Origin of the sequence: Haloarcula amylolytica JCM 13557 (assembly GCF_000336615.1) — an archaeon.
GTDB classification, from domain to species: Archaea; Halobacteriota; Halobacteria; order Halobacteriales; family Haloarculaceae; genus Haloarcula; species Haloarcula amylolytica.
On sequence record NZ_AOLW01000067.1, the window covers coordinates 1 to 25,963 of the forward strand.

At 55.7% G+C, this 25,963-nt stretch carries 25 protein-coding genes and 3 pseudogenes; 14 read left to right on the top strand and 14 right to left on the bottom strand.

Features of this window, described 5'->3' with window-relative positions:
- The first annotated feature begins 179 nt into the window (after nt 1–179).
- Entirely contained in the window at nt 180–545 is a 366-nt protein-coding gene (locus C442_RS20020) for a hypothetical protein (protein WP_049943140.1), read from the top strand.
- A 190-nt stretch (nt 546–735) separates the two neighbouring features.
- Here the strand turns inward: C442_RS20020 and C442_RS20025 are convergent, their stop codons facing one another.
- Nucleotides 736–981 (bottom strand): hypothetical protein, encoded by a 246-nt coding sequence (locus C442_RS20025; protein WP_008313715.1) that lies wholly within the window; start codon nt 979–981, stop codon nt 736–738.
- Between the two features lie 85 nt (nt 982–1,066).
- Here C442_RS20025 and C442_RS20030 point away from each other — a divergent pair, with 85 nt between their 5' ends.
- Entirely contained in the window at nt 1,067–1,327 is a 261-nt protein-coding gene (locus C442_RS20030; RefSeq protein ID WP_049943141.1) for a hypothetical protein, read from the top strand.
- 196 nt (nt 1,328–1,523) lie between these two features.
- On the opposite strand, the gene C442_RS21715 is transcribed toward C442_RS20030, so the two are convergent.
- Nucleotides 1,524–2,024, bottom strand: coding sequence for a YtxH domain-containing protein (locus C442_RS21715; protein WP_152418514.1), 501 nt, complete (start codon nt 2,022–2,024; stop codon nt 1,524–1,526).
- A 369-nt stretch (nt 2,025–2,393) separates the two neighbouring features.
- Here C442_RS21715 and C442_RS20035 point away from each other — a divergent pair, with 369 nt between their 5' ends.
- Complete coding sequence (locus C442_RS20035; protein WP_008313719.1) at nt 2,394–2,924, top strand: hypothetical protein; 531 nt, start codon at nt 2,394–2,396, stop codon at nt 2,922–2,924.
- 409 nt (nt 2,925–3,333) lie between these two features.
- On the opposite strand, the gene C442_RS20040 is transcribed toward C442_RS20035, so the two are convergent.
- The gene (locus tag C442_RS20040; RefSeq protein WP_049943142.1) at nt 3,334–4,353 is read right to left on the bottom strand and encodes a hypothetical protein; all 1,020 of its coding nucleotides are present in this window, start codon (nt 4,351–4,353) and stop codon (nt 3,334–3,336) included.
- A gap of 288 nt (nt 4,354–4,641) precedes the next feature.
- Between C442_RS20040 and C442_RS22965 the strand changes: the two are divergent.
- Both C442_RS22965 and C442_RS22740 read left to right on the top strand, forming a co-directional pair.
- Nucleotides 4,642–4,743, top strand: a pseudogene (locus tag C442_RS22965) (AN1-type zinc finger domain-containing protein); the annotation flags it as partial.
- A gap of 435 nt (nt 4,744–5,178) precedes the next feature.
- Entirely contained in the window at nt 5,179–5,871 is a 693-nt protein-coding gene (locus C442_RS22740; RefSeq protein ID WP_008313723.1) for a CAP domain-containing protein, read from the top strand.
- 120 nt (nt 5,872–5,991) lie between these two features.
- Here C442_RS22740 and C442_RS23015 read toward each other — a convergent pair.
- From C442_RS23015 to C442_RS20065, 4 genes and pseudogenes are all read right to left on the bottom strand, one after another.
- A pseudogene (locus C442_RS23015) lies at nt 5,992–6,551 on the bottom strand (hypothetical protein).
- Complete coding sequence (locus tag C442_RS20055) at nt 6,488–7,141, bottom strand: hypothetical protein (protein WP_008313725.1); 654 nt, start codon at nt 7,139–7,141, stop codon at nt 6,488–6,490. Before C442_RS20055 ends, C442_RS23015 begins: the two are co-directional and overlap by 64 nt.
- Before the next feature lie 25 nt (nt 7,142–7,166).
- Complete coding sequence (locus tag C442_RS20060; protein WP_008313727.1) at nt 7,167–9,086, bottom strand: heavy metal translocating P-type ATPase; 1,920 nt, start codon at nt 9,084–9,086, stop codon at nt 7,167–7,169.
- Between the two features lie 4 nt (nt 9,087–9,090).
- The gene (locus C442_RS20065) at nt 9,091–9,306 is read right to left on the bottom strand and encodes a heavy-metal-associated domain-containing protein (RefSeq protein ID WP_008313728.1); all 216 of its coding nucleotides are present in this window, start codon (nt 9,304–9,306) and stop codon (nt 9,091–9,093) included.
- 201 nt (nt 9,307–9,507) lie between these two features.
- Between C442_RS20065 and C442_RS20070 the strand changes: the two genes are divergently transcribed.
- A complete protein-coding gene (locus C442_RS20070) occupies nt 9,508–10,032 on the top strand; it encodes an ArsR/SmtB family transcription factor (RefSeq protein WP_008313730.1) in 525 nt (174 codons plus the stop codon).
- 183 nt (nt 10,033–10,215) lie between these two features.
- Here the strand turns inward: C442_RS20070 and C442_RS20075 are convergent, their stop codons facing one another.
- The 3 genes and pseudogenes from C442_RS20075 to C442_RS20085 form a co-directional block, all read right to left on the bottom strand.
- Nucleotides 10,216–10,953 carry a hypothetical protein gene (locus tag C442_RS20075; RefSeq protein WP_008313732.1) on the bottom strand — a complete coding sequence of 246 codons (738 nt, stop codon included), beginning with the start codon at nt 10,951–10,953 and terminating at the stop codon, nt 10,216–10,218.
- Nucleotides 10,954–11,111: 158 nt separating this feature from the next.
- Nucleotides 11,112–11,456 (bottom strand): annotated as a pseudogene (locus C442_RS21260) (IS5/IS1182 family transposase); the annotation flags it as partial.
- Nucleotides 11,457–11,581: 125 nt separating this feature from the next.
- Complete coding sequence (locus C442_RS20085) at nt 11,582–12,445, bottom strand: hypothetical protein (protein ID WP_049943143.1); 864 nt, start codon at nt 12,443–12,445, stop codon at nt 11,582–11,584.
- Between the two features lie 274 nt (nt 12,446–12,719).
- Here C442_RS20085 and C442_RS22750 point away from each other — a divergent pair, with 274 nt between their 5' ends.
- The 6 genes from C442_RS22750 to C442_RS20110 all read left to right on the top strand — a co-directional run bounded on the left by C442_RS22750 (nt 12,720) and on the right by C442_RS20110 (nt 19,321).
- Nucleotides 12,720–13,097, top strand: a complete 378-nt coding sequence (locus C442_RS22750) for an AbrB/MazE/SpoVT family DNA-binding domain-containing protein (protein WP_255359468.1) — start codon at nt 12,720–12,722, stop codon at nt 13,095–13,097.
- Nucleotides 13,067–13,663: a hypothetical protein gene (locus C442_RS20090; protein WP_239642353.1), complete on the top strand. Its 597-nt coding sequence runs from the start codon at nt 13,067–13,069 to the stop codon at nt 13,661–13,663. The genes C442_RS22750 and C442_RS20090 overlap by 31 nt, the downstream gene beginning before the upstream one ends.
- 44 nt (nt 13,664–13,707) lie before the next feature.
- On the top strand, nt 13,708–15,501 hold the full coding sequence (locus C442_RS20095) for a spermidine synthase (RefSeq protein WP_008313740.1): 1,794 nt from the start codon (nt 13,708–13,710) through the stop codon (nt 15,499–15,501).
- Entirely contained in the window at nt 15,501–15,980 is a 480-nt protein-coding gene (locus C442_RS20100) for a DUF2617 family protein (protein ID WP_008313741.1), read from the top strand. The genes C442_RS20095 and C442_RS20100 overlap by 1 nt, the downstream gene beginning before the upstream one ends.
- Before the next feature lie 16 nt (nt 15,981–15,996).
- On the top strand, nt 15,997–16,938 hold the full coding sequence (locus C442_RS20105) for a hypothetical protein (protein WP_008313743.1): 942 nt from the start codon (nt 15,997–15,999) through the stop codon (nt 16,936–16,938).
- A gap of 76 nt (nt 16,939–17,014) precedes the next feature.
- On the top strand, nt 17,015–19,321 hold the full coding sequence (locus C442_RS20110; RefSeq protein ID WP_049943144.1) for a pentapeptide repeat-containing protein: 2,307 nt from the start codon (nt 17,015–17,017) through the stop codon (nt 19,319–19,321).
- 1,107 nt (nt 19,322–20,428) lie between these two features.
- Here C442_RS20110 and C442_RS20115 read toward each other — a convergent pair.
- The 3 genes from C442_RS20115 to C442_RS20125 all read right to left on the bottom strand — a co-directional run bounded on the left by C442_RS20115 (nt 20,429) and on the right by C442_RS20125 (nt 22,748).
- Nucleotides 20,429–21,421 carry a hypothetical protein gene (locus C442_RS20115; RefSeq protein WP_008313747.1) on the bottom strand — a complete coding sequence of 331 codons (993 nt, stop codon included), beginning with the start codon at nt 21,419–21,421 and terminating at the stop codon, nt 20,429–20,431.
- Nucleotides 21,422–21,575: 154 nt separating this feature from the next.
- Complete coding sequence (locus C442_RS20120) at nt 21,576–22,400, bottom strand: hypothetical protein (RefSeq protein WP_008313749.1); 825 nt, start codon at nt 22,398–22,400, stop codon at nt 21,576–21,578.
- Nucleotides 22,401–22,457: 57 nt separating this feature from the next.
- Nucleotides 22,458–22,748 carry a hypothetical protein gene (locus C442_RS20125; RefSeq protein ID WP_008313752.1) on the bottom strand — a complete coding sequence of 97 codons (291 nt, stop codon included), beginning with the start codon at nt 22,746–22,748 and terminating at the stop codon, nt 22,458–22,460.
- A 249-nt stretch (nt 22,749–22,997) separates the two neighbouring features.
- On the opposite strand from C442_RS20125, the gene C442_RS20130 reads away from it, so the two are divergent.
- Complete coding sequence (locus C442_RS20130; protein WP_008313754.1) at nt 22,998–23,321, top strand: hypothetical protein; 324 nt, start codon at nt 22,998–23,000, stop codon at nt 23,319–23,321.
- A 582-nt stretch (nt 23,322–23,903) separates the two neighbouring features.
- A complete protein-coding gene (locus C442_RS20135; RefSeq protein WP_008313756.1) occupies nt 23,904–25,190 on the top strand; it encodes an orc1/cdc6 family replication initiation protein in 1,287 nt (428 codons plus the stop codon).
- Between the two features lie 347 nt (nt 25,191–25,537).
- Here the strand turns inward: C442_RS20135 and C442_RS21935 are convergent, their stop codons facing one another.
- Complete coding sequence (locus C442_RS21935; protein WP_161606647.1) at nt 25,538–25,714, bottom strand: hypothetical protein; 177 nt, start codon at nt 25,712–25,714, stop codon at nt 25,538–25,540.
- Nucleotides 25,715–25,963 lie beyond the last annotated feature (249 nt).

Below are 25,963 nucleotides of genomic sequence, written 5' to 3' on the forward strand. Positions count from 1 at the left end.
CGCGTACACGAAAGGAAGTCCGTGATCGGCATCATCCTTCTTTGTCAACGCCTACGTCACGCTACCACTTCAACGTGCAAAGCTGAGTGGCCATAATTAGTACCGGTATCGGGTTACTGTTCGCCGTCCCCATCCTGCTTAGTATTCTCTCTTATCACGAGGTGAATGGGGGAAGTGTGATGACGACGGGATTCCCAGTCTACATCGGCTTCCTCATGTTTATACTCTACTCTGGTCGGGTCGGGAAGCGGACGGCATCGCTTCTCGGATTCTCCGCCGAGTACGCGGCATACAAGGACCAGTTCGCCAGCGGCGCTGACTCCAAAATGTCGACCGGCTCACGAGAGGGAGACACGGTCACGCTTGATGCAGATGAGACAGAGAGGCTACTGACAGGAAAGACGGTCTCGGAGTCTCTCGATGACGGCACATCATTCCAGATAGAACTCTCAGGTACCGCGTTGACATGTCTCTCCGACCGGGAGATAAACTCAGATCGTGGCGATGACAGTGATTCTGATCATCAGTCGGATCAGAACGGGTAAACTCCCGAAAATCATCTGTTGTGAGACTTATATGTACCACTTATATTGGCGGTTGAAAAAGTGCGCCGGTGACATTGCCTGCCGATTGCCACCGGGTATTCGTCGACGGACCACTGTTCGGGACTCATATTCGGGAAACCCATCACCCGGCGGAGGCTCACAAAATACGGGCGAGTCCCCCACCGTTGGGCTAGGATTGCTCTAGCGGTTCGACCCACTCGGGAGCGCAATCGTGTGTGCCGCCGTAGATCGAGTGCTCGGGGTACTGGTCGTCGTCAGCCTCGACAGCGACGATCACGTTGCCGCCGGAACACGAAATCTCTGTAACGGTTCCGACGACTGCATCGAGTGGGCCGTCTCCGTCGGTCCAGTCGGCCCGGACGCGATCACCGCGGTCGAAGTCATATTCCTCGAAGGAAGGTGCTGTCGTACTCATGTTCTCCTCCGGCTCCGAGGGAGGCACAAAATGGCTCGGATGCCAGCCAGAGTGCTGATACTGCTTGCCGAGAGAAGAAGAACTGATGACCGAATTCCGGGTCCGGAAACCCGATGGCTGGACGACCGTCTCGTTTCCCGACGAAGTCGGTACAATCTCAGCTGGTGGTGGGAAGGTCGACGGCCAGCTGTGCCTGACCCTCACCGGCGAACGAGATGACGGTCCCCGCATCGTCGAACTCGGTATTCTCGACGTCGACGAAAATGATGAGCACTTGCTGGAGAATACAGTGCCCCGGACCGAAGACGGGACGAGTGTCGTTTTAGATCGACTACTGCCGAGTTAGCCGTCGTTGTGAATCCGGACACCTCGGTAATAGGTCCCCGGGCGTTATCGAAAATACCGTACCCGCAATCCATACAGAATATGACCGACGATTGCCGCTGCTATTATCAGTACTGCATCTGATTTGGAACCGGTCGTCTGGGGTAATGCCATCACAGCCGCCGAGAGCAGGTAGAGCAGGTATCCAGTCATCCACATTAATGTATTTTTTGAAACCATCTGGTTACATATGTAGAGTGGTGGGGGAATTTGATTACGGTATCCTGTTCCCCGAGAAGGATGCCTTCACCCTTATCTATTATATCATCTATTTCATCGGCTCCTTCATCAAGTAGATCGTCTATTTCATCAGCAGCTTCTTGTCCTACCTCAACAGTCACGTCAGCGGCATCGTCAGCGAAATCCTGCATATCTTCCCCAAAGTCTTCGGCGGTCTGTTCTCTCTCATCTTTAGAAATGTCCGTACATTCTATCATGACCACCAGTGGATGATTCGAATTTGTCTTATTCCAATAGAACTCAAGGTTTTGGGCACCACAGGGAGTGTTCTCTCGAACTGCGTCGTTAATCGCACAGCCTAGAAGAGACCCGGCACATAATACACCACCAACAATGAAGCCGGGTCCGCCCCCGACAGCAGCACCACCGATCGCTAGAACTGCGCATGATATGCTCTTTGTACTATAATCTATCTCCAAAGGGGGAGTGAACGGCTGTTTGGTAAGTGTAAGAACTGACCGCTGACTACTATCTCAGAAGGAATTGATGCCGGCATAACCAGCCTAGTTTTATGCTGACATCTGGTGTAGGAGAATAGTATCTCAACTATGCCGGGCTGGTACAACCTCGTCGGAGACGGCAAAGGGTACGATGGCGAACACTCAATGGTTGATGACCTCCGAGAGCATGCGCTTGATGAGAAAAGTTCTGAGCAGCCAGAAAGAGAGAAATTCTCGCCAATAGGCGGTGGACTGCGGGAACGGCCTCAAGATGTTCTCCCGAATGGCTCGGTAGCATTTAGTAAATTGCGTAGTGATCGATTAAAACGAATCCGAGTTTTGGACGGTATGCCACAAGCAAAACTCTCGGCCGAGATCATAGACTTTGATAGGGGGTTTGCGGTAGCAGAGACGAAGACGATATACGCCGGACCGGAGGTTGGGGCCCCGATACTTGTCGGATATAACGGTGACACAGGCTCGCATGAATGCGAGCGGTACGAATTAGCAGTCAACTACGATTCGTTCAGCAAGCCACGTACGCATGAAGAACTCAACGAACTGTTCACTATGACGACTGCTACTACGGCCGCTGTTCGCATTACGAATGTTGAGGGCCCACAAGTGACGGGCCAAATCGTCGATCCGGGTATAACCCCAATCAAAGGAAATATTGTCCGTGCAGCTGTGAACCCTGACGGACAGACTGGGCGAGTTAAACCTGGTCTAAATAGGTCGAATATCAAGCCGGTAGAGCAGCAGACCGGGTACGATATTGAGTGGGATGGGGTGGCCGATACGTCGACAGTAGAGGCCGAACTCACGATGCACGGTACCGAGTCACCAGTTAGTGCCCGTCTGGTCGATGGATCTATCTGATCTGTACTGACCGCAAAGTCATGGTCGAGGCTGTTATTCCAGCATTCCGACCGAGTGGAGTCCAAACCGTACAGTAGACAATACCGTAATCCACCGTTTTGTGTCTCCGGCGTTGTTGAGGAGTCGGCTATCTCCGAACCCAAACAACTCTATTTCAGTCCCGTCCTAGCTGTTATACCCCTTCAAGCATATGTCCGGTAATCCAGGCTTGCGGCCACGATTTCTAGAGTTCTGTGATGGATCGACCCCAGCCACCGATAATTTCGGGGATGTGTCCAGCTCTCCTTACAGAACCGGACACACTCTATCGCCCAGCCAGCTGCACTGACTGCTCAGCGAGAACTACAATGGGAGCTGTGAACGGTTCTATGGCACCCGAAACAACCGTTACGCTCTGCTGACTCGACAGCTACCGCTCCCACGGGAAGAAGCCATTCCGCTCGCGATAGGCACTGATCTGGTCCTGAAATTCTTGTTCCCGGAAGTCTGGCTCGTCGCCGTGGATATCCTCGGGTGAGACGCCGTCGGGAAGATGCTCATAGCCTGTGACTTCCTCCGTGTTATCTTCCTGTTCGGGCTCGTGTCGGTGCTGCCCACACTCCCTGCAGGTCCAGATCATGCGGTCACAATGCGAGTGGCGCTCGAAGCCATCGAGCCCGTGAGATTCGTGTCCCGTCACGGCGCCACACTGGCGACAGTGGAACCCGATTCCGATTATCTCCGGTTCGGCTCTTGCCTGATGGCGCTTCACAACGCCGGGAACAAGCCAGTACGTGCCGTCGTCCTGTCGGAACTCATCCGTGAGCTGCTGGAACTCCGAGCGGTCGGTGACTGGCGACCCGTCCTCGAGATAGATCCGTGGCTGGACGTCGTCTCCATCCCCGTCCCAGTTGGTCTGTTCGTCGGCCGTCTCTAGAAGCGCCTGTCCGGGTTCCTCGTCGATCGTGGTTTCGGTCGGCAGGTCGGGCCAGCCCTTCGTGAGAGTGGCGGCTGGCTCGGTCCCGAAGGCTGCTCGACACTTCACGGTTCCATGGGAGATGTCCTTGCCGCTCGCGATGCTATCAGACACGGAGAAGGCCGCAGCGCCGAGGGCTCGTGCATGGAAATCAGTGTTCGCTTCGACGAATGCGAGTACTACCCGCCCGAACGTCCACTCCCCAAGTGGACTACTACCTTGATCGTCGGACAAAGTCTCGGGGACGCCGGTTTGAGCGCAGAACGGACACTGGCGTTCACCACGGGGAATATCCTGTCCACAGGTCCGACAGATGCGAGTATCATCCTCTGCATGATTGGGATATCTGGTGGATTCGAGGACACGTTTCCGTCCGTTCCCCCTTGTTTCAGGGTCAAAACTTGCTGCACCGCGGATATCAGCGGGATCGTACTCAGGATTCCGGTCAGTCACACGCTTGGTTGCGGTCGTCATCGTATTTAAACCTCCACCCATGGAGGTGGGACAAAACAGACCGATACAGGTGTGTGGTCGTCTTCTCCGGTGGGCTATTCTGGTCATTCATGTGTTCCCAGTTCATCATTAGACCGATCACTGCCGCGGTTTCTCCACCTTGTCCGCCAATCTAAACAGCCTCTTCCAACTGGGTCTTGCTGGAATTACTGATAATAGAGCGACAAGTACCTGAGATGTCTTATACAGCCACTGGTTCTCATTTACTTACAAATAGTATTTTAGCACTAATAGAAAAATAGTCAACTAATGCCCGCTTGCGATCTCTGTGGAGCAGCTGATGATCTAACCCATAGCTGTAACCACTGTGGCGGGACGTTCTGCCCAGCTCACACACTTCCAGAGAATCACCAGTGTCCAGGGTTTCGAACTGACGCTGTTGGGGTCGGGAAGTCTGACTCTACTGATAGCGAAGAACCTGATGACGTAACAGAACTAGGATCAAAAGACAATCCGCGCGTAGTAGACAATTCCCCAGATTACAAATCAAGCCCTGACGTGGCTGTTGATGGTAGTGTCGCAGACAATCAAAGCGAATCAAAGGATGATGCGAGCAGACAACATGATGGAATAAGTATAAGAAGTAGGGTGAAGCGGGCCGTTGTCGGTGGGTTTGTCTCCCCGCAGTACCGTGGACAGTGTCCGAATTGTGGACAGTATGTCTCAGAACACGTACGCTCCACTAGTGCAGGTCTTCCTTGTTGCAAATCTTGCGGTTGGATCCCCGGATACCCCGTATTACGCCGTCTAACACACCGGTTCAATTGGCATAACTGGAAACGGCGTATGGGTAGATCGGCAAAGTTATCGCTGCTATTGTTGGCTGCTTTCAGTCTTGTAGCTGTTTTTGGGACTGGCATCTCACCAATTGACAACACTGCCGACAGCATAGCTGAGAGAGCCGGCCTCAGCGACGACATTGATCGCGTTAGCGCAGTCGCTGCCGATCTCGCTAATAGCACGCAATCGTCTTCATCTACCGATGCTTCAGAATCGGATACCACTAGAGGGATAGACGAACGCCGTGTCGAAATGCTGGTGCACCAATACGTGAACCAAGAACGACAAGAGCGTGGGTTATCGGCGGTTGGATATGACGATGAACTCGCCGGTATTGCCCGTAATCACAGCGAAGACATGGCGACGCGGTCGTATTTCTCGCACGAAAGTCCGTCTGGTGATGGTATGAAGGATAGATATGCTAATGCAGGATACCAATGTCGTGTTCAAACATCTGAAAACACGTACGTCACTGGCGGCGAGAATCTGGCACAGACATGGGTGTACGAAACTGTTAGTACGACTGATGGATCGGAATACTACGACTCTGCGGACGAACTGGCACGCGGAATTGTCGACCAATGGCTGAATTCCCCTGGCCACAGAGAAAACATGCTAACGGAGTCGTGGGTGTCTGAGGGCATCGGTGTAGAGGTCAAACAATCGGGCAAGGTCTATGCAACGCAGAATTTCTGCTAAAACACAGACAATCGGTGAGAGTTGATGTAAGGTTGCCTCAAATGCTGCTCGACATTTCACGGTTAAACTCCAGCCCCGAGGGAAGCACAAACCGACAGAGGCCAAGACAGGACGAGTTGGCTACTCGCCGTCCGTGCTGTCCGTCACTTCTGCGATGAACGTGTCCGTGGCCCTGTCCAGATCGTACTGGTTGATGAGTTCGAGGGCAGCCAGCGCTGCGCCTGTGTCTACGACGCCTGCGGCGAGCAACCGTTTGAGACGAAGAGAGCCTTTGTCGGCACGGTCGGAATCTGAACCGCGCATCTGGGAAAATTCCATGAAGAGTCGTCGCCAAGCAGTCGCCGAGCCGGTCACCGTGAGATTCCAGTCCGGGGCTTCATACCTAGAGGACGACTGCCGGCGGTAGTGGCCTTCAAGTCTGTCGAGNTGTCGAGCAAGTCGTCGATGATCGTGCCCTTCTCAACGGTCCGTCCGTGTATGGCGTAGTCTGGGTCGACGAGATTGCGCCACTCGTCGAAGGAGTTGATATCGTACTCGACAGCTAGCTCGACCTCGACTGTTTCGAGACAATCGGCCTTGGCAGTTTCGTTTACGAGTGTGAGGGGTCCCGCCGCGTTCACACCCCTTCGACGGAGAACAGCGAGTCGTCTCTGAGGACGACCTGCACGCGGCGGTGCCAGGCGTCAGCGAAGGCCGCCCGTTGGTGGTCGCTTGCCGACCCGTCGAGAATCCCCTGGAGGTTCCCTATTACGGGTCCACCGTCAGGAACATCGCTGACGTGGTAGGTCACTTCGATGGTCTCGTCAGTGTCGGTTCGACGGAACCGGAACGTCGGCTCCGCCGTGCCCGGGTCAAACATATCGAAGCGCAGGAGATCGCGGCGGCCGCCGTAGCCGCCGGCGAGCCCGCTGAAGCCGTCTTCTTCGGTCGCGCCAGTTACGTACGAGATGATACGGCTCATCGTGCCGTACGCGGCGTCATCTCGCGGGCCGGCCGCCTGCACCTCGATTTCGCTCCGGACTGGATAGTCATCGGGATACAGGGCGTCGAGTCCGAGCTGGACGATCCGGTAGGCACCCGAGGCAGTCGGACAGGAGTGTCCCGCCTCTTTCACCGCGTCTCTGTAGGTGATGATGAACGGCTCGCCCGGTTCGAGGACGCCGAGGGCCTCCGCGACGGGGTCGCGGATTTCGATCGGATCGACGTCGTAGTTGACCTGCCAATTGGTTCTAGCCTGGGTCGCGTCAGTCGCAGTGGAATTCGATGTCATGAGTGATGGTGATCGTGTCTAGTGGTCAGTAGCGGAGCAGTCGCATCCCGTTGAGGATGACGAGGAGGACGCTGGCCTCGTGGACCAGCATCCCGGCAGCGAGGGTGACGTAGCTGGTGAGCACGCCCGCCAGCAGGACGGTCACGGTCAGCACTGCGAGACCGACGTTCTCGAGGACGTTCCAGCGCGTCGCCTTGCTGAGTTTGACCGCATACGGGATGCGTTCGAGGTCGTCGGCCATCAACGCCATGTCAGCCGTCTCGATGGCGGTATCCGTTCCCGCAGCACCCATCGCGATGCCGACATCGGCGGTCGCCAGCGACGGCGCGTCGTTAATGCCGTCGCCGACCATCGCGACGACGTGCCCGTCGGCTTGGTAGCCCTCGATGACCGTCTGTTTGTCCTCGGGGAGCAGTTCGGCGCGGTACTCGTCGATGCCGACCTCCTCGGCGACGGCGGCGGCCGTCCGCTTGTTGTCACCGGTGAGCATCACCGTCTCGATGCCGGCGTCTTGGAGTGCCGCGACGACGCTAGGGGCAGTCTCCCGGAGTTCGTCCCGCAGCGCGATTGCACCGACGATGTCCCCATCGCGGACGACGTGGACGACCGTCTCGCCGCGCCCCTCACGCTCGCGGACGTAGTCGGCGACCCGACTGGGGATGTCGATGCCGCGGTCGGCCAGCAGTGCGCGGTTGCCGACAACAACTTCCTGGCCATCGGTATGGCCGATGACGCCCTTGCCAGCGACCACGTCGAAGTCGTCCGGATCGGGGACCGACCTGCGCCCCGCATCCGTATCGTCCGCCCGGGCGACCGTCGTTCCGCCGTCCGTCGCAGCAGTCGGTCGCTCGCGGGCCGCGTCGACGATGGCATCGGCGAGGTGGTGTTCGCTCTTCTTCTCGGCGGTTGCCGCGAGTGAGAGGACCTCGTCATCAGCAACGCCGAACCCCTCAACATCGGCGACGGTGGTCTCGCCCTTCGTGAGGGTGCCGGTCTTGTCGAAGGCGACAAGGTCGATCTTGCCGGCGCGTTCGAGGTGTTCGCCGCCCTTCATCAGCACGCCAGACCGAGCGGCGTTGCCGATGGCCGAGACGATGCTGACCGGTGGCCCGATGACCAGCGCGCCGGGACAGCCGATGACCAACAGGGTCAGCGACAGGATCGCGTTCTGCGTGACGGCGTACGCACCGATAGCGAGCACGATGACTGCCGGCGTGTAATACTTCGCGAACCGGTCGATGAGACTCTCCGTGGGCGACTGAGCCTCTTGGGCCTCCTCGACGCGGCGGATGATGCGTTCGAGCGTCGTATCCGAGCCCGCACCCGTCGTTCGGATTTCCAGTGCGCCTTCTTGGTTGACCGTCCCGGCGTAGACCTCGTCGCCGTCGGCCTTGTGGACAGGCGCGCTCTCGCCGGTGACCGGCGCTTGGTTGACAGCGCTCTCGCCGTCAATCACATCGCCGTCAACCGGAATCTTCCCGCCTGGCTTTACGACGACAACTTCGCTCTCTTCGACCTCGCGGGCGGGGACTTCTTGGAGTTCCCCGTCATGACGGACGGTCGCGGTGTCGGGCGTCATCTCCAGCAGCTCCTGGAGGGCTGTCCGGGTCTTGCGCATCGTCCGTCCCTCGAGGTAGCTGCCGAGGCTGAACAGGAAGACGACGGCGGCGGCCTCCCAGTACTCCCCGATGACGATGGCCCCGATTGCGGCCAGCGTCACGAGCGTCTTGATACCGAGCGTCCGGTTGGTGACCTCGTGGTAGGCGGTCTTGGCGATGTCGTAGCCACCCACGATCGTCGCCAGGACGAGGATGGCGGCGCTTGCCATCTCGAAACTCGTGAGGTAGCCGAGACTCCAGCCACCGCCGTAGAGCAGGCCGCTCGTCGCCGTGACGATGGCCTTCCGGTGTTTCCGGTAGTACTGCGTGATTGATTGTTTGTTCATGTTTTTAGGCGGTCTGGGGCGTGTACCCCTGGCTTTCGATGGTCTGTACGAAGGCGTCGGGGTCAGCGACGCTGTCGTCGTACTCGATCTCGACGCGGCCGGTGGCGTAGTGGACTTCGACGTACTGGACGCCGGCGACGTTCGACAGGGCGCGTTCGACGGTGCTCGCACAGGACGGGCAATCGAAGTCGAGGACGCGGAACTGGGTTGTGTCGCTCATTACAGTTTGAGGTAGTGCCCGTACCCCAATAAGTATTTTTTAGATGATATGTTTGAATACAGATATGGGGAGTTGGAACAGTCAAATCGGTCGTCTAGAGCTTTCGCTATTGCGGGTCCATTCTGTACTCGATTCTACGATAGACACCTGCCTAACTTTTGTCCCGCTACCTTTTCCCGCATGCTCGCGCTCAGTTCTCGTATGAGTAATTCCGATACCGACCACCGTCTTGATGACATCGCGGTGCGAGATACTCGGGTTTCGGACGCCATTGACGAGCCGATGCGGGCGATGATCCTCGACATTCTGTCCGAGGAGGCTCTGACCGCGACCGAGGTTCACGAACACCTCGACAATCGTGGCGTCGACCGGACGGAGAACACAGTTCGCCACCACATCAACGAGTTACGGGATGCTGGCCTCGTTGACGTCGTTCGCTTCGAGGAGGGCCGCGGCGGGACGACAAAGTACTACCACGCAAACACGATCGTTCTCTCGTACTCACTACCAGATTCCGCCGACGTCGCCGTCGAGGAGATGATCGACGCTGTCCAGCCCCAGATTACGGACGCACTCACCACGCTCACCGACGAGTACGACGACACTATCGAGGAGATCGTCGGGGATATGCAGCCCTGCGAGCACTGTCAGACCCAGAAGTACGAGTCGTATGTTCTTCTGACCGTCCTGCGACGTGCGTTTGTTTGTGCCCACAGAGATTCCTGAGGGAGAAACCTCGGGATTGTGAGAATTTCATTAGATACGACACGGCACGAAACAACCGGTCGCTGAAGGCTGCATACTGATCGTTCTGATTATGACTGAGTGACTCGCCTCGGGGTATTCGCCTTATCCACCGATAAGAGACTGAGGAACTACATAAGATCGAGTCTCGAATTAGGCACCGAATCAGTCAAATCTACCGGAGTGTGTCTGCGTTTTAGACTCAGCTTGCTCGACGACGACGATTAACGATATGACGAGCGATCCGACGACCAACCCACCGAGGACTACGACCAGCACCGCTACCGTCGTCTCGGGGGAGACCTCCGCCATTGGGACGAACAGTCGCAGATCGGTAACGAGGACGAGCACCGCGCCGACAACGTCGAAGAACAGGTCCAAGACCGTATCCCGGCGGCCATAGTGATCGAGTACAGGTGGGAGGTCAAACTTTCTCCCGAACTCTCGCGCGAGAAGTTCGATCAGCTCCCAGTATACTCCTGACAGAAGCGTAACCAACACGACAGTGGTCCAGATCAGACTGTTTCCGGCCGAAACCGGTGCATACTCGAGGGCGACTATCACGCCAGCATATAGCAACGCTGCCACGAGTGCCGCCGACAGCGTATGGGTGAGGTGGTCCCACCAAGAGATCTCGTCGTATGGACCGAGCATACCGTAGGAGTGAAACAGACCGGTGACGGCAATCCATAGTGGAAGTTCCGGGGTAAGTCCCACTCGGACTCCGTAAAACCAGTGGGCAAGGACATCGACGAGAACCGGAATGAACACCAGCAGAAACGACACGGCCGTGTTGACTACTGCGGGAGCGTTCCTCTGCCGGACAGCAATATAGAAGATGACTGTGATGCCCGCTAGACAGGCGAAGACACCCAGAAACAATAGTCCCTCCATCCGAACCATTATTCTGGCATAGGGGATTAATCGCTTCGATTTCCGTCCCGAGAACGAACGGTTTCGACTGGTACTCTCCCTGAAGAATCAGATGGATGAGGTATAGCGGCAGGCGAGCAGTCGATTTCAACCTCAATCGATTCTCCAACCGTGGTCGAAATCTCTTCATCGAACAGTTCGTCAACAACGTGTTCGAGGTCGATAAGGAAGCGATCGACCGCGTCTCTCGACGGCGGTTGATCGAAGCCACAGCCAAGCCAGACAACCGTATTCTGTAGCTCCCGTTCAATCGGACGAATGCCGAAGGTGTCGTGGTAGTAGCAGTGGAAGAAACCACGCATCAGCCCTGGTGGCTTGTGCTCTCGTGTTCGCCCCGTCTCCGCCGGGGCGAACACGTCGAACTCTACGAGAAACTCGAAGGAGAAAGGCTCAAACAACGCTAACGTCTCGGTTTCCGCGACATTGAAGAACGACTCTACCGAAGGATCTTCTTGCAGGGTCGCTGAGCTCATACCACCTCAGCATAGACCCTGCTCTTTGGTGTGTTGGTCGTTTTATGACACCCTTTAACGTGTCTGTTTCCTGAGCGCGGCGAACGCGGATTTCCAACGCGGCGGACAGGATATGGACGATATTTTCAGTCGACCCATTCAGCGTGAGTGATATACTCGGCACTCTCGTATTCTATCAGCCAGGTACCGTATCCTTCACCTACATTGAGTCCCTCATGCTCGCGAATCCGGTCAATCACGGACTGGAAGGCTTCGTCCCTCTCGTAATATGCACTGTCGATCGCTTCTTCCACGACCTTTCGTTCAGCGTCTGTGAGGTCTGTGAGAGTGAACAAGTACTGTTCTCTAATTCGGTCGGCAAGTATGTCACTATCTGGTGCGATTTTCGTCACCTCATGCTGGTACTTAGTCTGGGATCTGGAGTGTGAGCTAACATCTATCTGATACCGATTGCCGTCATGGATCAGCACATCGTACTGTGGGTCTGGAACAAACACTGAGTCGTCGCTGACTTCTGATACAGGGCCATATTCAATGTCAATCGAGTCTTCACCGTCGGCTGGCGGATTTTCGTCCGCAAAAAAGTAGTCGAAATGCTCACGATCACTTTTGGGTAGATTCTCGTATTGAATCTCACCGAATTCCGGTGCCGCTTCAGTTGGATTGAAATCAAGAGACACCTCATAGACAGTCACCTCACTTGTTCCAAGCATAGTCTCAGAAACCCGATAAAAGGAGTTGTTGAACCTAACAGTATCACTGCCATCTAACAGCGGGTCATAGCCTTGCCGTGTCGCGGTACCGTTTTCAACGGCTGCCGCCATGACTCCGTACGCTCCTGAATCAGGTTGCGCTGTCATTGAAACTTCACTAGCGATGTCGTCTGCTGATGCCGCTCTCATGTCAAGCGAAACGGCTGGATGTGCGCATCCGGCTAGCGCGACTGGAGGGAGGGCTATTCCACTTGCGAGGAATTGGCGACGCCGCATGCCAGACCGAACATTCAAACAGGATGAATGTTTTTCGATCGCGTATCGATGGTGTGTCATGTCTGGCAAAGATTCCTATCGGCTTACAAGATCAATCGCTGAATATAGTTTCATTACCTGTATACGTGAGTGAAACAAGTGTATCGTGTACTTTCGAATATGGATCAATCACGTCCCTGAGAACCACTATCCCTCGGCAAATTTAGGGGTGAATTATTTTATCGACTACCCCGAACCTGTATATCTGCCCCACGAGGTCGAAGACGAAACGACAGTGAACGAGAGCTATTCTGTGACGGTCCCAGCAGTGGTACGGAGAGAGGCTGGTGTTGAAGCTGGTGACAAAATCCGATGGCATGTCGACGACGGGAATCTTTCGGGGCTTGACCCCGAGGCGATTGACGCGTGGAAGGGTATCCTTGCAGGAAACACGCTTCTGAACAAAAAACTCTTTATATGCACCGACAAAGGCCCACTGTGGACCGACGTAGATTCCTCCATGGCGCAGCCCTCCTTCCGACAGCCGGTCTGGTCGGACTCTCTGGCTGTAGTAGCTCAGAGAGCCCGCCGCCACGCCGGTCCCGGGTCCTCAGCACAGTTACAATCGATAGCGCCCAACTGCTGGCTGAGCTCGTCGACGACCCGTGGGTAGCCACCAGACGAGACGGCGTCCCAATCAATGGACAGAACGCGCAGTCACTCGACAGCAACGCCAAGGATTCACCGAGTGGACTGTCGGTCATCGGCTCGCTGAGTCCCGTTGGAGCGGCCCAAGCACAGAAAGGCGGTGGTGGCGGTGGCCGCGGTGCTGTTGGTCGTGGCCGAGGCTCCTCCTATTCTGATGCGCCTCGTACTGGACGAGGCCGTGCCAAGTACCACGGTGGCGCCTACGTTGGGACGTGGTACGATGACCACGATGACGAGGTGCGCCGGGCCGAAACCGAGATCTCCGAGGTGGGCATTGCCCGCATCGGCCCAGTAAGCGACACCGACGAGGAGCTGCCTGCGCCAGGGCCGGTTTCGTGGGATGAGACGTGGCAAAATCCCGATGATACAGTTAGTATCGACGTCACGAACGCAGGCTGGTACCGAGTCGGCACGCACACTACCGCAGCCGACGGCACTAATCTCGGCTGGGAGGCCGTCGATGTCCTCGTCAAGGACGACAATGATACCTACAGCATAGCCCAGAAGTGGAAGGTCTCACCCCGAATTTGACCCACAGCTCGCCCGTCCGCCGTCCATCGCCCTGAGTCCCCCCAATGACACCACGACCGCACCATCCGCGCCACAGCGTCCCGCTGCTGCACGCGCTCACGTTTATCGTTGCGCTGTGTAGCTTTGCGTACGAACTCGTCTTTGCCGAACTCTACACAGTTGTCTTCGGCGGGAGCGTCACTCAGTACGGCCTCACCATCGGATTGTTCTTCTCGTCGCTGGGGCTAGGATCGTTCCTCTCAGGCCGATTGGAGACAGACCCCGAGTCGAACTTCTTCCGTGTCGAAACGTACCTCGCCGTCGTTGCACCGCTTGGGTTCCTCCTCGTCATCCTGCTCGGAACGCTCAGATACCCCGCTGCATACGCGCCACTAGTCGGCGCGATTGCCCGGCTCCCAATTGTCACAATCGGGTTCCTCTCAGGGTTCGAGTTGCCGCTGTTGACCACACTATCGGAATCTGTTCGGGATACGGCGCGGCGCCCCTCCAGTATCGCCCGCAGGGTTCGACGGCTCACCAGCCATCTGAATCGGGCCTTTGGAGTGGTGTTGGGCGCCGCTTTTAGCATCAGGCAGCGAGAGGGCACGCCGAGCGACCCAGCCGATGAAACAAGTGCCTATGCAGCAGTATTGGGCTTTGACTACCTTGGCGGGTTAGTCGGCTCACTTGTCTACGTGTTCTTCCTCTATCCGGCGGTTGGACTCATACCGTCGGTGTTCGTCCTTGCGTTCCTGAACGGCGTCGCTGCGCTAATCTTCGCGAGCACGACGGCGAACACACACAAACCAACGCTTCGAAGCCGACTCCCACAGCCAGTAGGATCAACGGGGAAGGCGCTGTTCGCAGTCTGCCTGCTCGTCACAGCAAGCACGGGCGTCGCGGCTGTCAACGCGGGCCCGGTTGGCGAGGACGTCTCTGAGTACTACTTCGAACGAGAATTCGAGTTGGAGTACGCTCCGGGGGCGATGGACGTCGCTGTCACAGACACGTGGACGACGAGGTACCAACGCGTCACGGAGTACAACCGAACGTGGACCGGCAGCGGCGACAACCCGTACTTCGGTGCCACCACGGAACGCTGTCTCAGATTGGATTCCGCTGTCCAACTCTGTGAGTCGTGGGCAGACAGCTATCACCAAGGGCTCGTCGACGTCCCGCTGTCAATGTTCGAAAATAGTACTGACACGAAGGTTCTCCTCATCGGTGGGGGCGATTGGGCGGCGATGGACCGACTGCAACGACACGGGGTTAGTGTCGACCACGTCGATATCGACGGCGAGTTCATGCAGCGGGCGAAGACCGATCCGTTCCTTTCGCAGTACCACGATGGAGCCTATCGATATGAAAACAAAACCACGCGCGTGCAAGACGCGGTCCAGTACCTCGAGCAGTCCGAGCGGCGCTATGACGTAATCTTGCTGGACATCCCTGGGGCGACCGACGACGACCTGCTCCCGCTATACTCTGTGGAGTTTTACAGTCAGCTGCGCCAGCATCTTACAGCAGACGGCGTGATCGCGACGTGGACGTATTCACGGTACAGCTACGCCCAGCACAGGACTGCGTACTACAACACGGTTCACAAAGCCGGCCTGACGAGTGCAGCACCGTATTTCGCATGGGCAGATATTGACGCAGATGGCGAGACAGAGCGCGTCGAGCGGTTCACCCTGCTCGCACCGGCACCGCGCGATTCGCTTGCGCCACATAACGGCACAGCATACATGAACCGCTATCAGCACCGCTACCAAACGGTCGAGTGGGTAGACACGCCGAGATACGCCGGTGTCCGGCCGAATAGTGTGTTCCATCCAAACTACGATATCCTCATTAAATAATGGGCGATACAACATACCAGACCACGACTGAACTCTATCTGGCACATCCTGATGTGCCGCCGTCGTTCAACGCGATGGATGTAAAGCAATCACAGACGCTCCCCTTCTGTGGGGAGACAGCTACCTTCCGCGTCATCGGCAACTCACACGCCGTTACTGCCGACTCGCTCGGGTTCCATGAAATTTGCTCGTGCAAACCCATCTCCGAACAGGATGCCGAGGTCATTCCACTCGAACAGGGCTGTACGGACTCACTTGCGAGTCCACACGGTGTGTCTAGCATGGCAATGACTCTCCCACTATCGGAATTTGATCCGGAAGCGGACTACGACCTTTGCTACAAGTTCGGGCCACATGCCTATACGGCGATCACGACCGACGACAGGACGTTCGAGACGTATCACACCTACCCAGAGCACGACTTGCTGGTGGTTACCACCACAAGCATCACGGAGTACTGGGCTCCGACCACCGTCTAACGGACCGATTCACACCATGAGCGAGTACACAGGCGACGTGACTCTCAACGGCGGCATAGAGACACCGGTTCGGATGTCCGGACTGGAAGACATGTATGTACAGCCCGACTCGATTGACGGCGATCTCGACTTGCGGAACGTCGAGTACGTCTTCACCGGCGTGCCAATCACACCGGCTGCTGACGTGGCCGACCCGGTGACTGATATCACCGGTACGCTGGAGGATGGCTACACGGAACCGGATGGCGTCCATGGTGACCTCGCGGTTGGCACAGCCGAGGACGTGTTCATCGCCCACGGCGCTGTCGATGGGGCACTCTCAGCGCGTGGCCCCGAACAGGTCTTTGACGCCGGCACAAGCAATGCACCGTCTCGTGACCCCGCAACCTACGACGTCACGGTGAGTGGCTGGCAACAACAGCGAGAGGTAACGGATCCCAACACTGGGGTCGTTCTCTCAGGCTGTCAGTCCACCGTTAACGTGACAGGCGCGACAGGCAGTGTCAGCTGCTATCTCATTGGGACGAACAACGAACTCATTGTTCGCGGCGATGCCTCTGTCGAGGTCCATATTGTCGGTCGGGACAATCGAGTCGATCTGGGTCCCTACATCGACGTCGACACGGCCGTCGAAACCGGGTTCGACAATACGATCGACGTGCAGCCGTTTCCGGCTGACGATCTCATTGAGACGAGCGAAGACGAAGCGTACAGCGCGGTCACGTTCGGCCGCGCGAAGGTGACTTATCAGTCGGTTGCCGAGGATGAGGACTGGTGTCGAGGGTGTGGTGAAGCCGCTGATGCGATCATCGAACGCCAACAAAAGGAGGCGTTCTTCATACTGGGGACGCCAATCATTACGTACGAAGAAGGGGGCGGCAGCTACGAGTGTGAACACTGCGCACACTCCGCCCCGGATACATCGCTCACTCCGGAGGAACGGCGTGAGATTTTTTGAACGACCATGCCCCAAAGAAACAATCACGCTACTGAATAGCTACCCCAATGCCCAGTTCACTCTCCCCTAGCGACGTATGAGCTCAGTCCCCGACGCCGAGACATGTTCGTATCGCTTTGACCCGTCAAACGAGACAGATGCGTATATCGAGACAACATGGGAGTGCCCACACGAGTCTCACGCAGAGAGCGACAACTGCATCTTCCATATGTCGCGTGCCGAGCGCCGGTCACTCGATGTGACCGACGACGATATCGTGCAGACACTCCGTGAGAACCTCACATCCCAGGACCCGCGAAGTAACGAGTACGTCGGGGCCGACCTTCCCACAATGTCGCTCACATATCAGCAAATCGACGGGGCGACAAACCATCTGCTCAATTTTCAACATGCCGATATCGCGGCACTAGACGTCACCCACGGCCACATTGCGCAAGGAATCAATCTCCGGGAGGCGACCATTGGCAGTCTCAAGCTCGACGATGCCATCCTATCGGGTATTCTTGAGGCGACAGCAGTCACGATCACCGACGAATTCTCGGCGAATGAGACGACGTTCCACGAAGATGTCCGCTTTTCTCAGGCACAGTTTCACGGTCGTGTCGACTGCGATGAAGCGACCTTCGACGAGGATACGAGCTTCCGAGACGCATCATTTACCGGGGAGACCTCATTTCGGAACATCACCGCACGTGGCTCCAGCCACGAATTAGACGATCATATCTCCTTTGCTGGCGCTCACTTCGAGTCAGCCGCATTGTTCAATCGCGCAGCGGTTGAGTGTGCGACGTTTGCCGACACGCAATTCGACGATGATGCGACGTTTACCCACGCGATATTCGGCGATGACACCACATTCGCGACTGCAGAGTTCCGCCGGTCAGCAACGTTCAATGAGGCCACGTTCAACGAAGACGCTACGTTTTCCGACGTTACTGTCGATGGACGTGCCAACTTCCGGGGAACCGAGTTCAATGGCGGCGCCCGTACCGTTGAAGATGATATCGCATTCGACAATGCGCACTTCCGTGGGGATGCTGATTTCAAGCTAGCCCGGTTCCGGTACGCTGATTTCAGCGAAACCACGTTTGATGGGCGGCTCAACCTCGACCGTGCGGAGTTCGAAGCCCGGGTCGACTGCCATGATATGCACGTGCTCGGCGACCTCTGTCTCGACCGGGCGGTGTTCAGCGATCCCGTACACGCCCACGACGCCACCTTCGAAGGCTCTGTTGGTGCCTTCGAAACGGAGTTTTACGGCGACGCGGATTTCGTGAACGCGACCTTTGGTGGGCCTGCGACCTTCGACGAAGTGCGGTTTCACGAGGACGTGAGCTTCAAGAGAGCGACGTTCAAGGCCGAAGCCAGCTTCGTGGGTGCGCTCTTCGAGGGGGAAGCAAAATCGCTCGAAGATAACGCTACATTCGAGGAGGCGGTCTTCGAGACCAACGCTACGTTTCGGGAGGCTACGTTCACAAATCTGTCTCTATGGGATACCAGGTTCGCGGTCGAGGTTGATTTTACCGGCGCGACTGTTACTGGTGAGGTGCATATCCGTCTCCACGCGCTTGACGATGATATCTATATGAACTTCGTCAGAGCGAGTATTAGTGGCGGCCAAATCGTCGAACCCGGCGATTCCAATATTCCATTCGACTTCACCGAGGCCACGGTCGGAAACGTCCAGTTGGGAAGCGAGAACGGGTCCGGTGAACTGCTTGATCAGTTTCGGTTCTGCCGTACTGACTTCGACCATTTCGACTTCTCCGATCACCACTCGTACTTAGAGCGGAACGACTGGGTTCTACACGAGTTCAGCGGGAACAACGCGACTGGCGATTTCAGCGTGGAAATGACTCCCGAGGTGATTGAAGAGACCTACCGGAAAGCAATGACGAGTGCCAACGACGTCGGCGATACGCCCGCGAGTCGCGAGTTCGAATACAAGCGGTTCCACTATAACCGGCGAAAAAATCTCAGTCTCATCAGAGACGAATACTCGCTGGACGCAACGACGAAGGCAAAGAAGGGGGCTAGTGTCGTCCTGAACCGTGTGATGCAGTTTACCTGTGGCTACGGGAATCGACTCCCGCGGATTGCTGCGCTTACGTTTCTTCTTCCACTCGTATACGGTATTTTGTATGTCCTCGGAGGCCCCTTGGAGACTGGGGCAGGCGTTGTCTGGAATGCCGAGGACCAGCTGGCAGTAATAGGAGACGGCATCTACTACTCATACATTTCCTTTTCGACCATCGGCTACGGCGGAATCGGTCCTATCGGGTGGGGAGCGAAGCTCCTCGCGGCGAGTCAGGGGATGCTCAATGGACTCCTGTTCACGCTGCTCACGTTTACCCTGTTCAAGCGGGTGCTTGGTGGGAGTTAACCACGCCAGAAAGGCAGTTGAACGCGTCTACCGGGCAATGAAGCTACCGGAAACGGACCCCGCCAAGGTACAATCTGTTAAAGCCGACAAACGAACCGAACGTCAAGTAGAGTATTGCTGCGGAAAGTTCAGGATTCCCACCGATGGCCCAGCTATTGACATCCTCCTCCGCAGCCCTGTTGATCCTATCGTTCCAACATTTGTCTCGCTGGAATAGCCGTTCGGTAGGTGTGCTTATTGACCGTTGAGACGGTAGGTAAAGTCGTATTTTGTACTCCCACCAGACCCTTGTACAATTGTGATCTCCCCAGTCCGTTCCGATCTATCCCACTCAGCGTTGCTGTCCGCAGGAACTGCAAACGGTGCATATGTTGTCTCGAACGGTGCTGTCTCGCCTGGTGAAATGACTAAATCCAAGCGATTCGAGGACTGTGGGCGGTTTGATCCGGTTCCTAATACGCCTGGGCCAAACCCAAGAGTCGAAAAGTCGAACGATTCGCTCTGTGGATCAACTGTTGGATTGGGTACCTCGCCAGAGATAGCAACAAACCGAACGAGTAGCGGCCTTTCGCCTTGGTTCGTGATATCGAACTGTGCCTGACCTTCTGGGCCGACGTCGACATCTGACACACGACCGTGGGCAGGGCCCTTCCAGATCCATTCGGTGACTGTCCCTCTAGCTGTTTTCAGTTTGAGGTGAAGCGATTTCGTCGCATATGTCTCCAAGCGGTCGGGGAACACCACCTGAAACCGGCAGTTCGATGAGGGCTGTTCTATAGACGCATACTCTGCATCGCTCGACGAATTGTAAATGCTGGCCTGCTTGATGTCAAACTCCTCGCTGAGTTGGACGACTAACTCGGTCCCCTGATAGTGGTAACTATTGACAACTTCTGTAGCATCAGGAGGGTCACTCCCAAACGGAAGTGACTCAGTACAGCCCGCTACAGACCCAAATACAGCGGTACTGAGTGAGGCAAGGACCCGGCGACGATTCATAACAGATGCTGAGGAACTGTGCGTCAAATACTTTCTCCAAATCGAATTGGGAGATATGCCTTCTGTACTGACCACAGGAAACCCTTGATACAGACGACCGATGAGCGCTTATTCGGTCGCTGAAGAAGTGTGATAGGACGCCCCGGAGTCAAACGAGGTCAGCTCCTCGATGCGGTCTTCGAGTTCCGCAATTTCGTCTTGGAGTTGCTGAACTTCGTCATCGTCAGCATCGCTGGCGACAAGGCGATCTTTCAGTCCCTGAAGCCGGGTCTCTTTGGTCTCCTCGTCAACATCGGCTTTGCGGACGTACTCGGTACTCTCGATATCGTACAGATCTGTCTCAGACAGTTCAGTCACCTCAAGAGCATCGTCCACCTTGTCTCGATCAACGCTTGTCACGCGTTCACGGTCAATCCCAGCGGCCTCCAGTGCGTTCAGCACAGTCTCCTCGTCTTTGAGCGAGCGTTGACGGCGTGCAGTTCGCTGGACGGAGCCAAACTGCCCACTGACTGGCTGGTCATGATGGAGCCGACTCAGGATGACGTCAGCAACCTCTTTCCGAAGGTCGTTGGCACTGCGCTGGACATCCGACAGCATCGTGTACAGGTCCACCAGTGTATCCGTCTCGATATCGCCAAATGTCTCGACGTCGTGGCGCTCAAGCGCGTCGGTCAATAGAAGTGCGTCGCTGTACACTTGCAGATCCGGTTCAGTGCGCTCGGTGTCCTCGTCCCCATCACCGGTCGTAGCGATCTGTGTCGTGGTTTCGAGGTCGCTTTGTCGGATGATGCCGGCGTCTTCATCAATCTCTATTCGTGGATGAAGCGACCAGACCGTAGCGAACGGCTCGGCGTCGGGTGGCAATCGGTCAAGAGCGAACTCCTGATTTGGTTCGTCATGCACCCGACGAAACAGCGTTTCGAACTGTTCGCGCTGGAGTGGTCGTGTCTCATCTTGTTCCACGTAGTCGACGATGATTCGGTGTTCCTGTGTCTCACTGATCCGGAACGGCGTATGCGAGAGTGGCGTCACCAGCACTGCATCAGATGGGAGTTCATCAGCTTCCTCCAACAGCGTATGCCAGTTGACACTGAACGACATATTTGATCCAGCACTGCCATCATCAAATGACTACTGCTCACGCGTGCATACACACCACCGTTTCCGGTGAAAAACCACCAGACGGCAGTAGTGTTTACACTCGAAACACGGTGTGGTGAACCTGGGATATGACCATGCTCAGCGCAGGAATGATCTACACTTCGAGTGCCTCCATCGGCTCAACCTCGAAGGTCAACAGATGCGACCGAAGTTGGGCGTAGGCCCCGTCGCCATCAGTTGTGACACAGAACCGATTTGGCCTTGCCGCACGAGGATTGCCGTCGTTCTCTTGCCACTCCTCCAGCGTGAACTCAAGCGCCTCCAACTCGCTGTCAGCACCCTCAAAGACGGCTGCAACCGACGGCGTCCCGTGGTTGTCAGCGACGTAGGCCACCTTGACCGTGTCATGATCGGCGTCAAGTCTCTGCCACCCATCGAGTTTGTCTGGCGGGTCCTCGGCGAACTGCTCGATCTCACGTTGGATCAGTTCGGCTTCTGCGGCGTCGCGCCACGCTTGCTTGATGTCCTCGGCTTGGGACCGCTCGATCTCCTGAAGGACGTCGCTGTTGATACACTCTCTGGCCCACGTAAGCACCGTCTTGGCTTTCTTGTGTTTCTCCTCAGGTCCGCCGTTTAGCTGCCCGAAGTTCATTTCTTGGGGCGACAGCAAGAGAACTGACGACCGCCAGTAGCCGGGGTCAGCATCGCATTCCTCGTCAGCATTTGGAGCCCACGACTCCATCGAGGTCCGGACTTCTTCGTGGTGCCCGAAGCCGGTTCGGACGCCGCCGGCGCGCAGGATTCGCTCTGCAAGGTCGATGGTTCGCTCGCGCTCGTCAGCGGGCGCTTCATCGGGGCGGTCAACGTCGGCGTAGAATGGCAAGCCGACTTTGCTGATGATCGTCTGTTTGTAGTTTGGAATAAGCAGCGGTTCCTCTACGAAGATCGGGTCGAACGGTGGTTCGGCTGTCGGCAACATACTGGAAAGCCTCCAGCCACCGAGGCGGCACAAAATCGCTACTGGAGTGAACCTGACCTAGAGGTGCTGGTCGGCGGTGTCGCCGTGGTTCGCTTCCAGGGCTTCCCAGTCCGCCATCGCGTCGTACTCTGGTCGAACCTCGCCGTCCGAGAGCATATCGTCGACGAAGGCTTGTACTTGTTCGTCGATAGAAGCGTTCTGCAGGTCGCGTTCACGAGCGACAAACGGGATACCACAGAACGAGCGTCCGTCTGCTGCGAGCTGCCAGAGTAGGAGCTTCCGGTTCCGGTAGGTTGCGAGTTTGGTGAGTAGTACTTCATCATCAATGTCGTCTGTTGGATGGGACACGTACTGAATCCTCCACCTGTGAGGGTGGCAAAAATTGGAGTTAGCATTGATATCCAAGAGTCAACAGGAGACCGACACCACGTTTCCGGTTAAAAGTTCGATGCTACAGAACACAGTCTAACATAGTACGAACTGTATGTCAAGAGGTTTCGAGTGATGTTACAGTCAGTAGACATGGGAACCGGAACCACCGTCTTAACCAACACAACTATGGATTATCGGTCCATGTTGGTTAACACGAAGTAGCCCATGTCTCTTGAACCACCGAATCCACCGGAGAGTCTCCCAACGGAGGTAGTGAACACACTCAACGAGTCCTCTCCAGAGCGTCTTCGAGACGTTGCCACGTATGCCGAGGAGCTAGCCGAATACAAAGAGCGCGAAGCGCGTCTTGAAGAGGAATCGGACCAAGACGAAATGGAGGGGCGACCAGATGACCTACCGGACGACGTCCCCGCAAAAGCGACGATCACAATCAAGGAAATCAACGACAATCGCTACTACTACTGGCAGTGGCGAGAAGGGGATAAAGTCCGCTCCCAGTACAAGGGCCCGGTCAACTCTGAAGAATAGCAAGACTGCGTCGGGTGATCCCATTGGTTTGTATCGACAATCCCCCGTGTTCGAAGTGTAAACTGATAGCTGGCAGGCAACAAATTGAAAGAAGGAACCGTTTTCACATCGGTGACGGGGGATGGGACTCACTATTTACACTTCGATGGCGGGGTGTCAGACGAATAGCTTACACTTCGATGATGGCCTGTGTAGTTGACCGCATCGAACACCTAAATCATCAGATTCGCAAGAAGCTCTCATATCTCTCATTACACATCGATGACGGGGGGCCCTTATCGAATAGACTTCGTCATCGGTTCCGATAGAGACGGCAAGGATCAGCCGAATACAGCAGATATATTGACTATATCGAGAGTATAAACATCGATGGAGGTAAATCTTTTTAATGCCTCGATGTAGAGCAATTGTATGGTCGGTAGTGAGCAGAATGGAGCGGACCAATCTATCCTCGACGAAGGTACTCGTTCTAAATCTGACTCAGAACACATAGAAGACGGTGTAGAAAAGACTGCTGAGAACACGATCCCGAAGCAAGATGAGAGACCCCCGGACGACAGTACACAGCGATCAATCCGGGACATGCTCGAAGACGAAGGGGAGGCATCGGTTTTTGTCAACCGGGACCTCGTCGAGCCGGACACGATAATCGATGAAGAACGAATCGTCGGGCGGGATGACCAGCTCGAGTCCGTCGTCTCATTTCTGAAGCCGACTCTCCAAGGAAACCGCCCCCCGAATATGCTACTGTATGGACCGGCTGGGACAGGAAAATCACTCATTATCGGGGCAGTCACACAGCAGATTATCGAACTCTGTCAGTCTAAAGGCGAACGCTTCGGTGTCGTCGACGTCAACTGCCAGCCGATCAATACCCTCGACCAAGCAGTCTTTGAACTTGTCCAAACGGTTGCAAAGGATGTCGGCGCAGCAGTCGGCGTTCCAGAGACGGGAGTGTCGACGAAGCGCAAGTACCGGCGCTTGTATGACCTCATCAACGAACACTACGATTCAGTCATTTTCATCCTCGATGAGATCGACCTCCTGGTCGGCCGACGGGCGAACGACGAACCCGCATACTCGAAACTACTCTATCAGTTATCGCGAGCTAGTAACACGAACGAAATCGAAGGACAAGTCTCGGTGGCAGCCCTGACAAATGATCCCAAATTTATGGAGGACATCGATGGGCGTGCCGAAAGTTCATTTAACCCACGAGATGTCTATTTCCCAGATTATGACGCGAATCAGCTCCGCCAGATACTCGAGAACCGTCGCGACGCCTTCCGGCCCGACGCGTTAACTGACGACGTACTACCGCTGGTGTCAGCATTCGCAGCCCAAAGTCATGGCGACGCACGAAAGGCAATCGACCTGTTCCGCGGTGCTGGTGACCTCGCAGATGAACGTGGTGACGAAAAAGTTCGCGAAGAACACGTCCGAGAATCCCAAGAAGAGATCGATAAGGACCGTTCACTGAAGCTGATTGAAGGACTGACCACGCAAAAGAAGATATCACTCTACGCGACTGCCGCTGTCGCCCATTTCTCCACCTGGTCTGGGAGTTCCGTTCCGAGTCCGGTCGGCTTCAAGGTTTACCAATGGGTGACCGAAGAAATCGATGCTGACCAAATGACAAGGGAGACCTATGTTAAGTACGTCAAAGAACTCTCTACCTATGGTCTTATCTCGACTGCACGGAAGAGTCGAGGCCGTGGTGGCGGCATGTACATGGAGTTCACATTCACGGGGGATCCCGGTGCGATGATGAATCGAATCGTTGACGACACTCGTTTGGAGGCTATTGCTGAACAAGAAGATCTGCTCCAATCTGTCGTTAACGCCCAGTTGAAGGAGTTCCACAACTAATAACGGGAATTTGCGGACGGATTCGGACGATTCTCTCGACGACACACCCCCCGTCATCGAAGTGTAAACCCGAAGCTGATCACATAGGAGAGAGATCTTACTACCTCGATTGGGAACTTGTTTTTCCACTCAGGAGTTGAGCTTGTTCAGATCCCCATCGAAGACAGTGAAGACCACCTACGTTCGTCTTGAGTATTATACACCCCTCCCCCCGTCATCGAAGTGTAAATAGCCGAGAGGTGAGATGGGTGATAGAGTGAAGAACCCCTTTCTAACCAGTTTAGCGGGTAACAAAGCCGCTATCGAGGAGAATGACAGGAACGATAGACTGCCTGATCATTATTCGGTTAATCGAAGTAACCTTCTCCAAACCTCATAGAATGATCTACTATGGGTATAGTTACAATGCTGCTTATATAAACCTTTGTCAGACAAAGAACGATCTCAATTTTAGATTCAATTCCAATAGTTAAGTCCGTTTCAAGGTTTCTTTCAGTGGTCCTGGCTATTTTGGGTGTTCTCACATTCTTCCCCCTCCCCTTCCTCCTGCAGTTTTACACTTCGATGACGGGGGGAGGGAGTGGCTGTATTCCGTGGGAGGATCGGGACATTCTCCCTCGGCGAGTGTGTCGAGCCTCTCGTGAGAGGTCAAGAATAGTTAGCACACTTTCTGTGTCTATTAAAGACTCAGCTTTGCACGTTAGCTTCAGCAGTTGAGTGAACAAAGAGATGATCGATCTCTTCCATGAGGTCATCAACGCCTCGGTCATCGT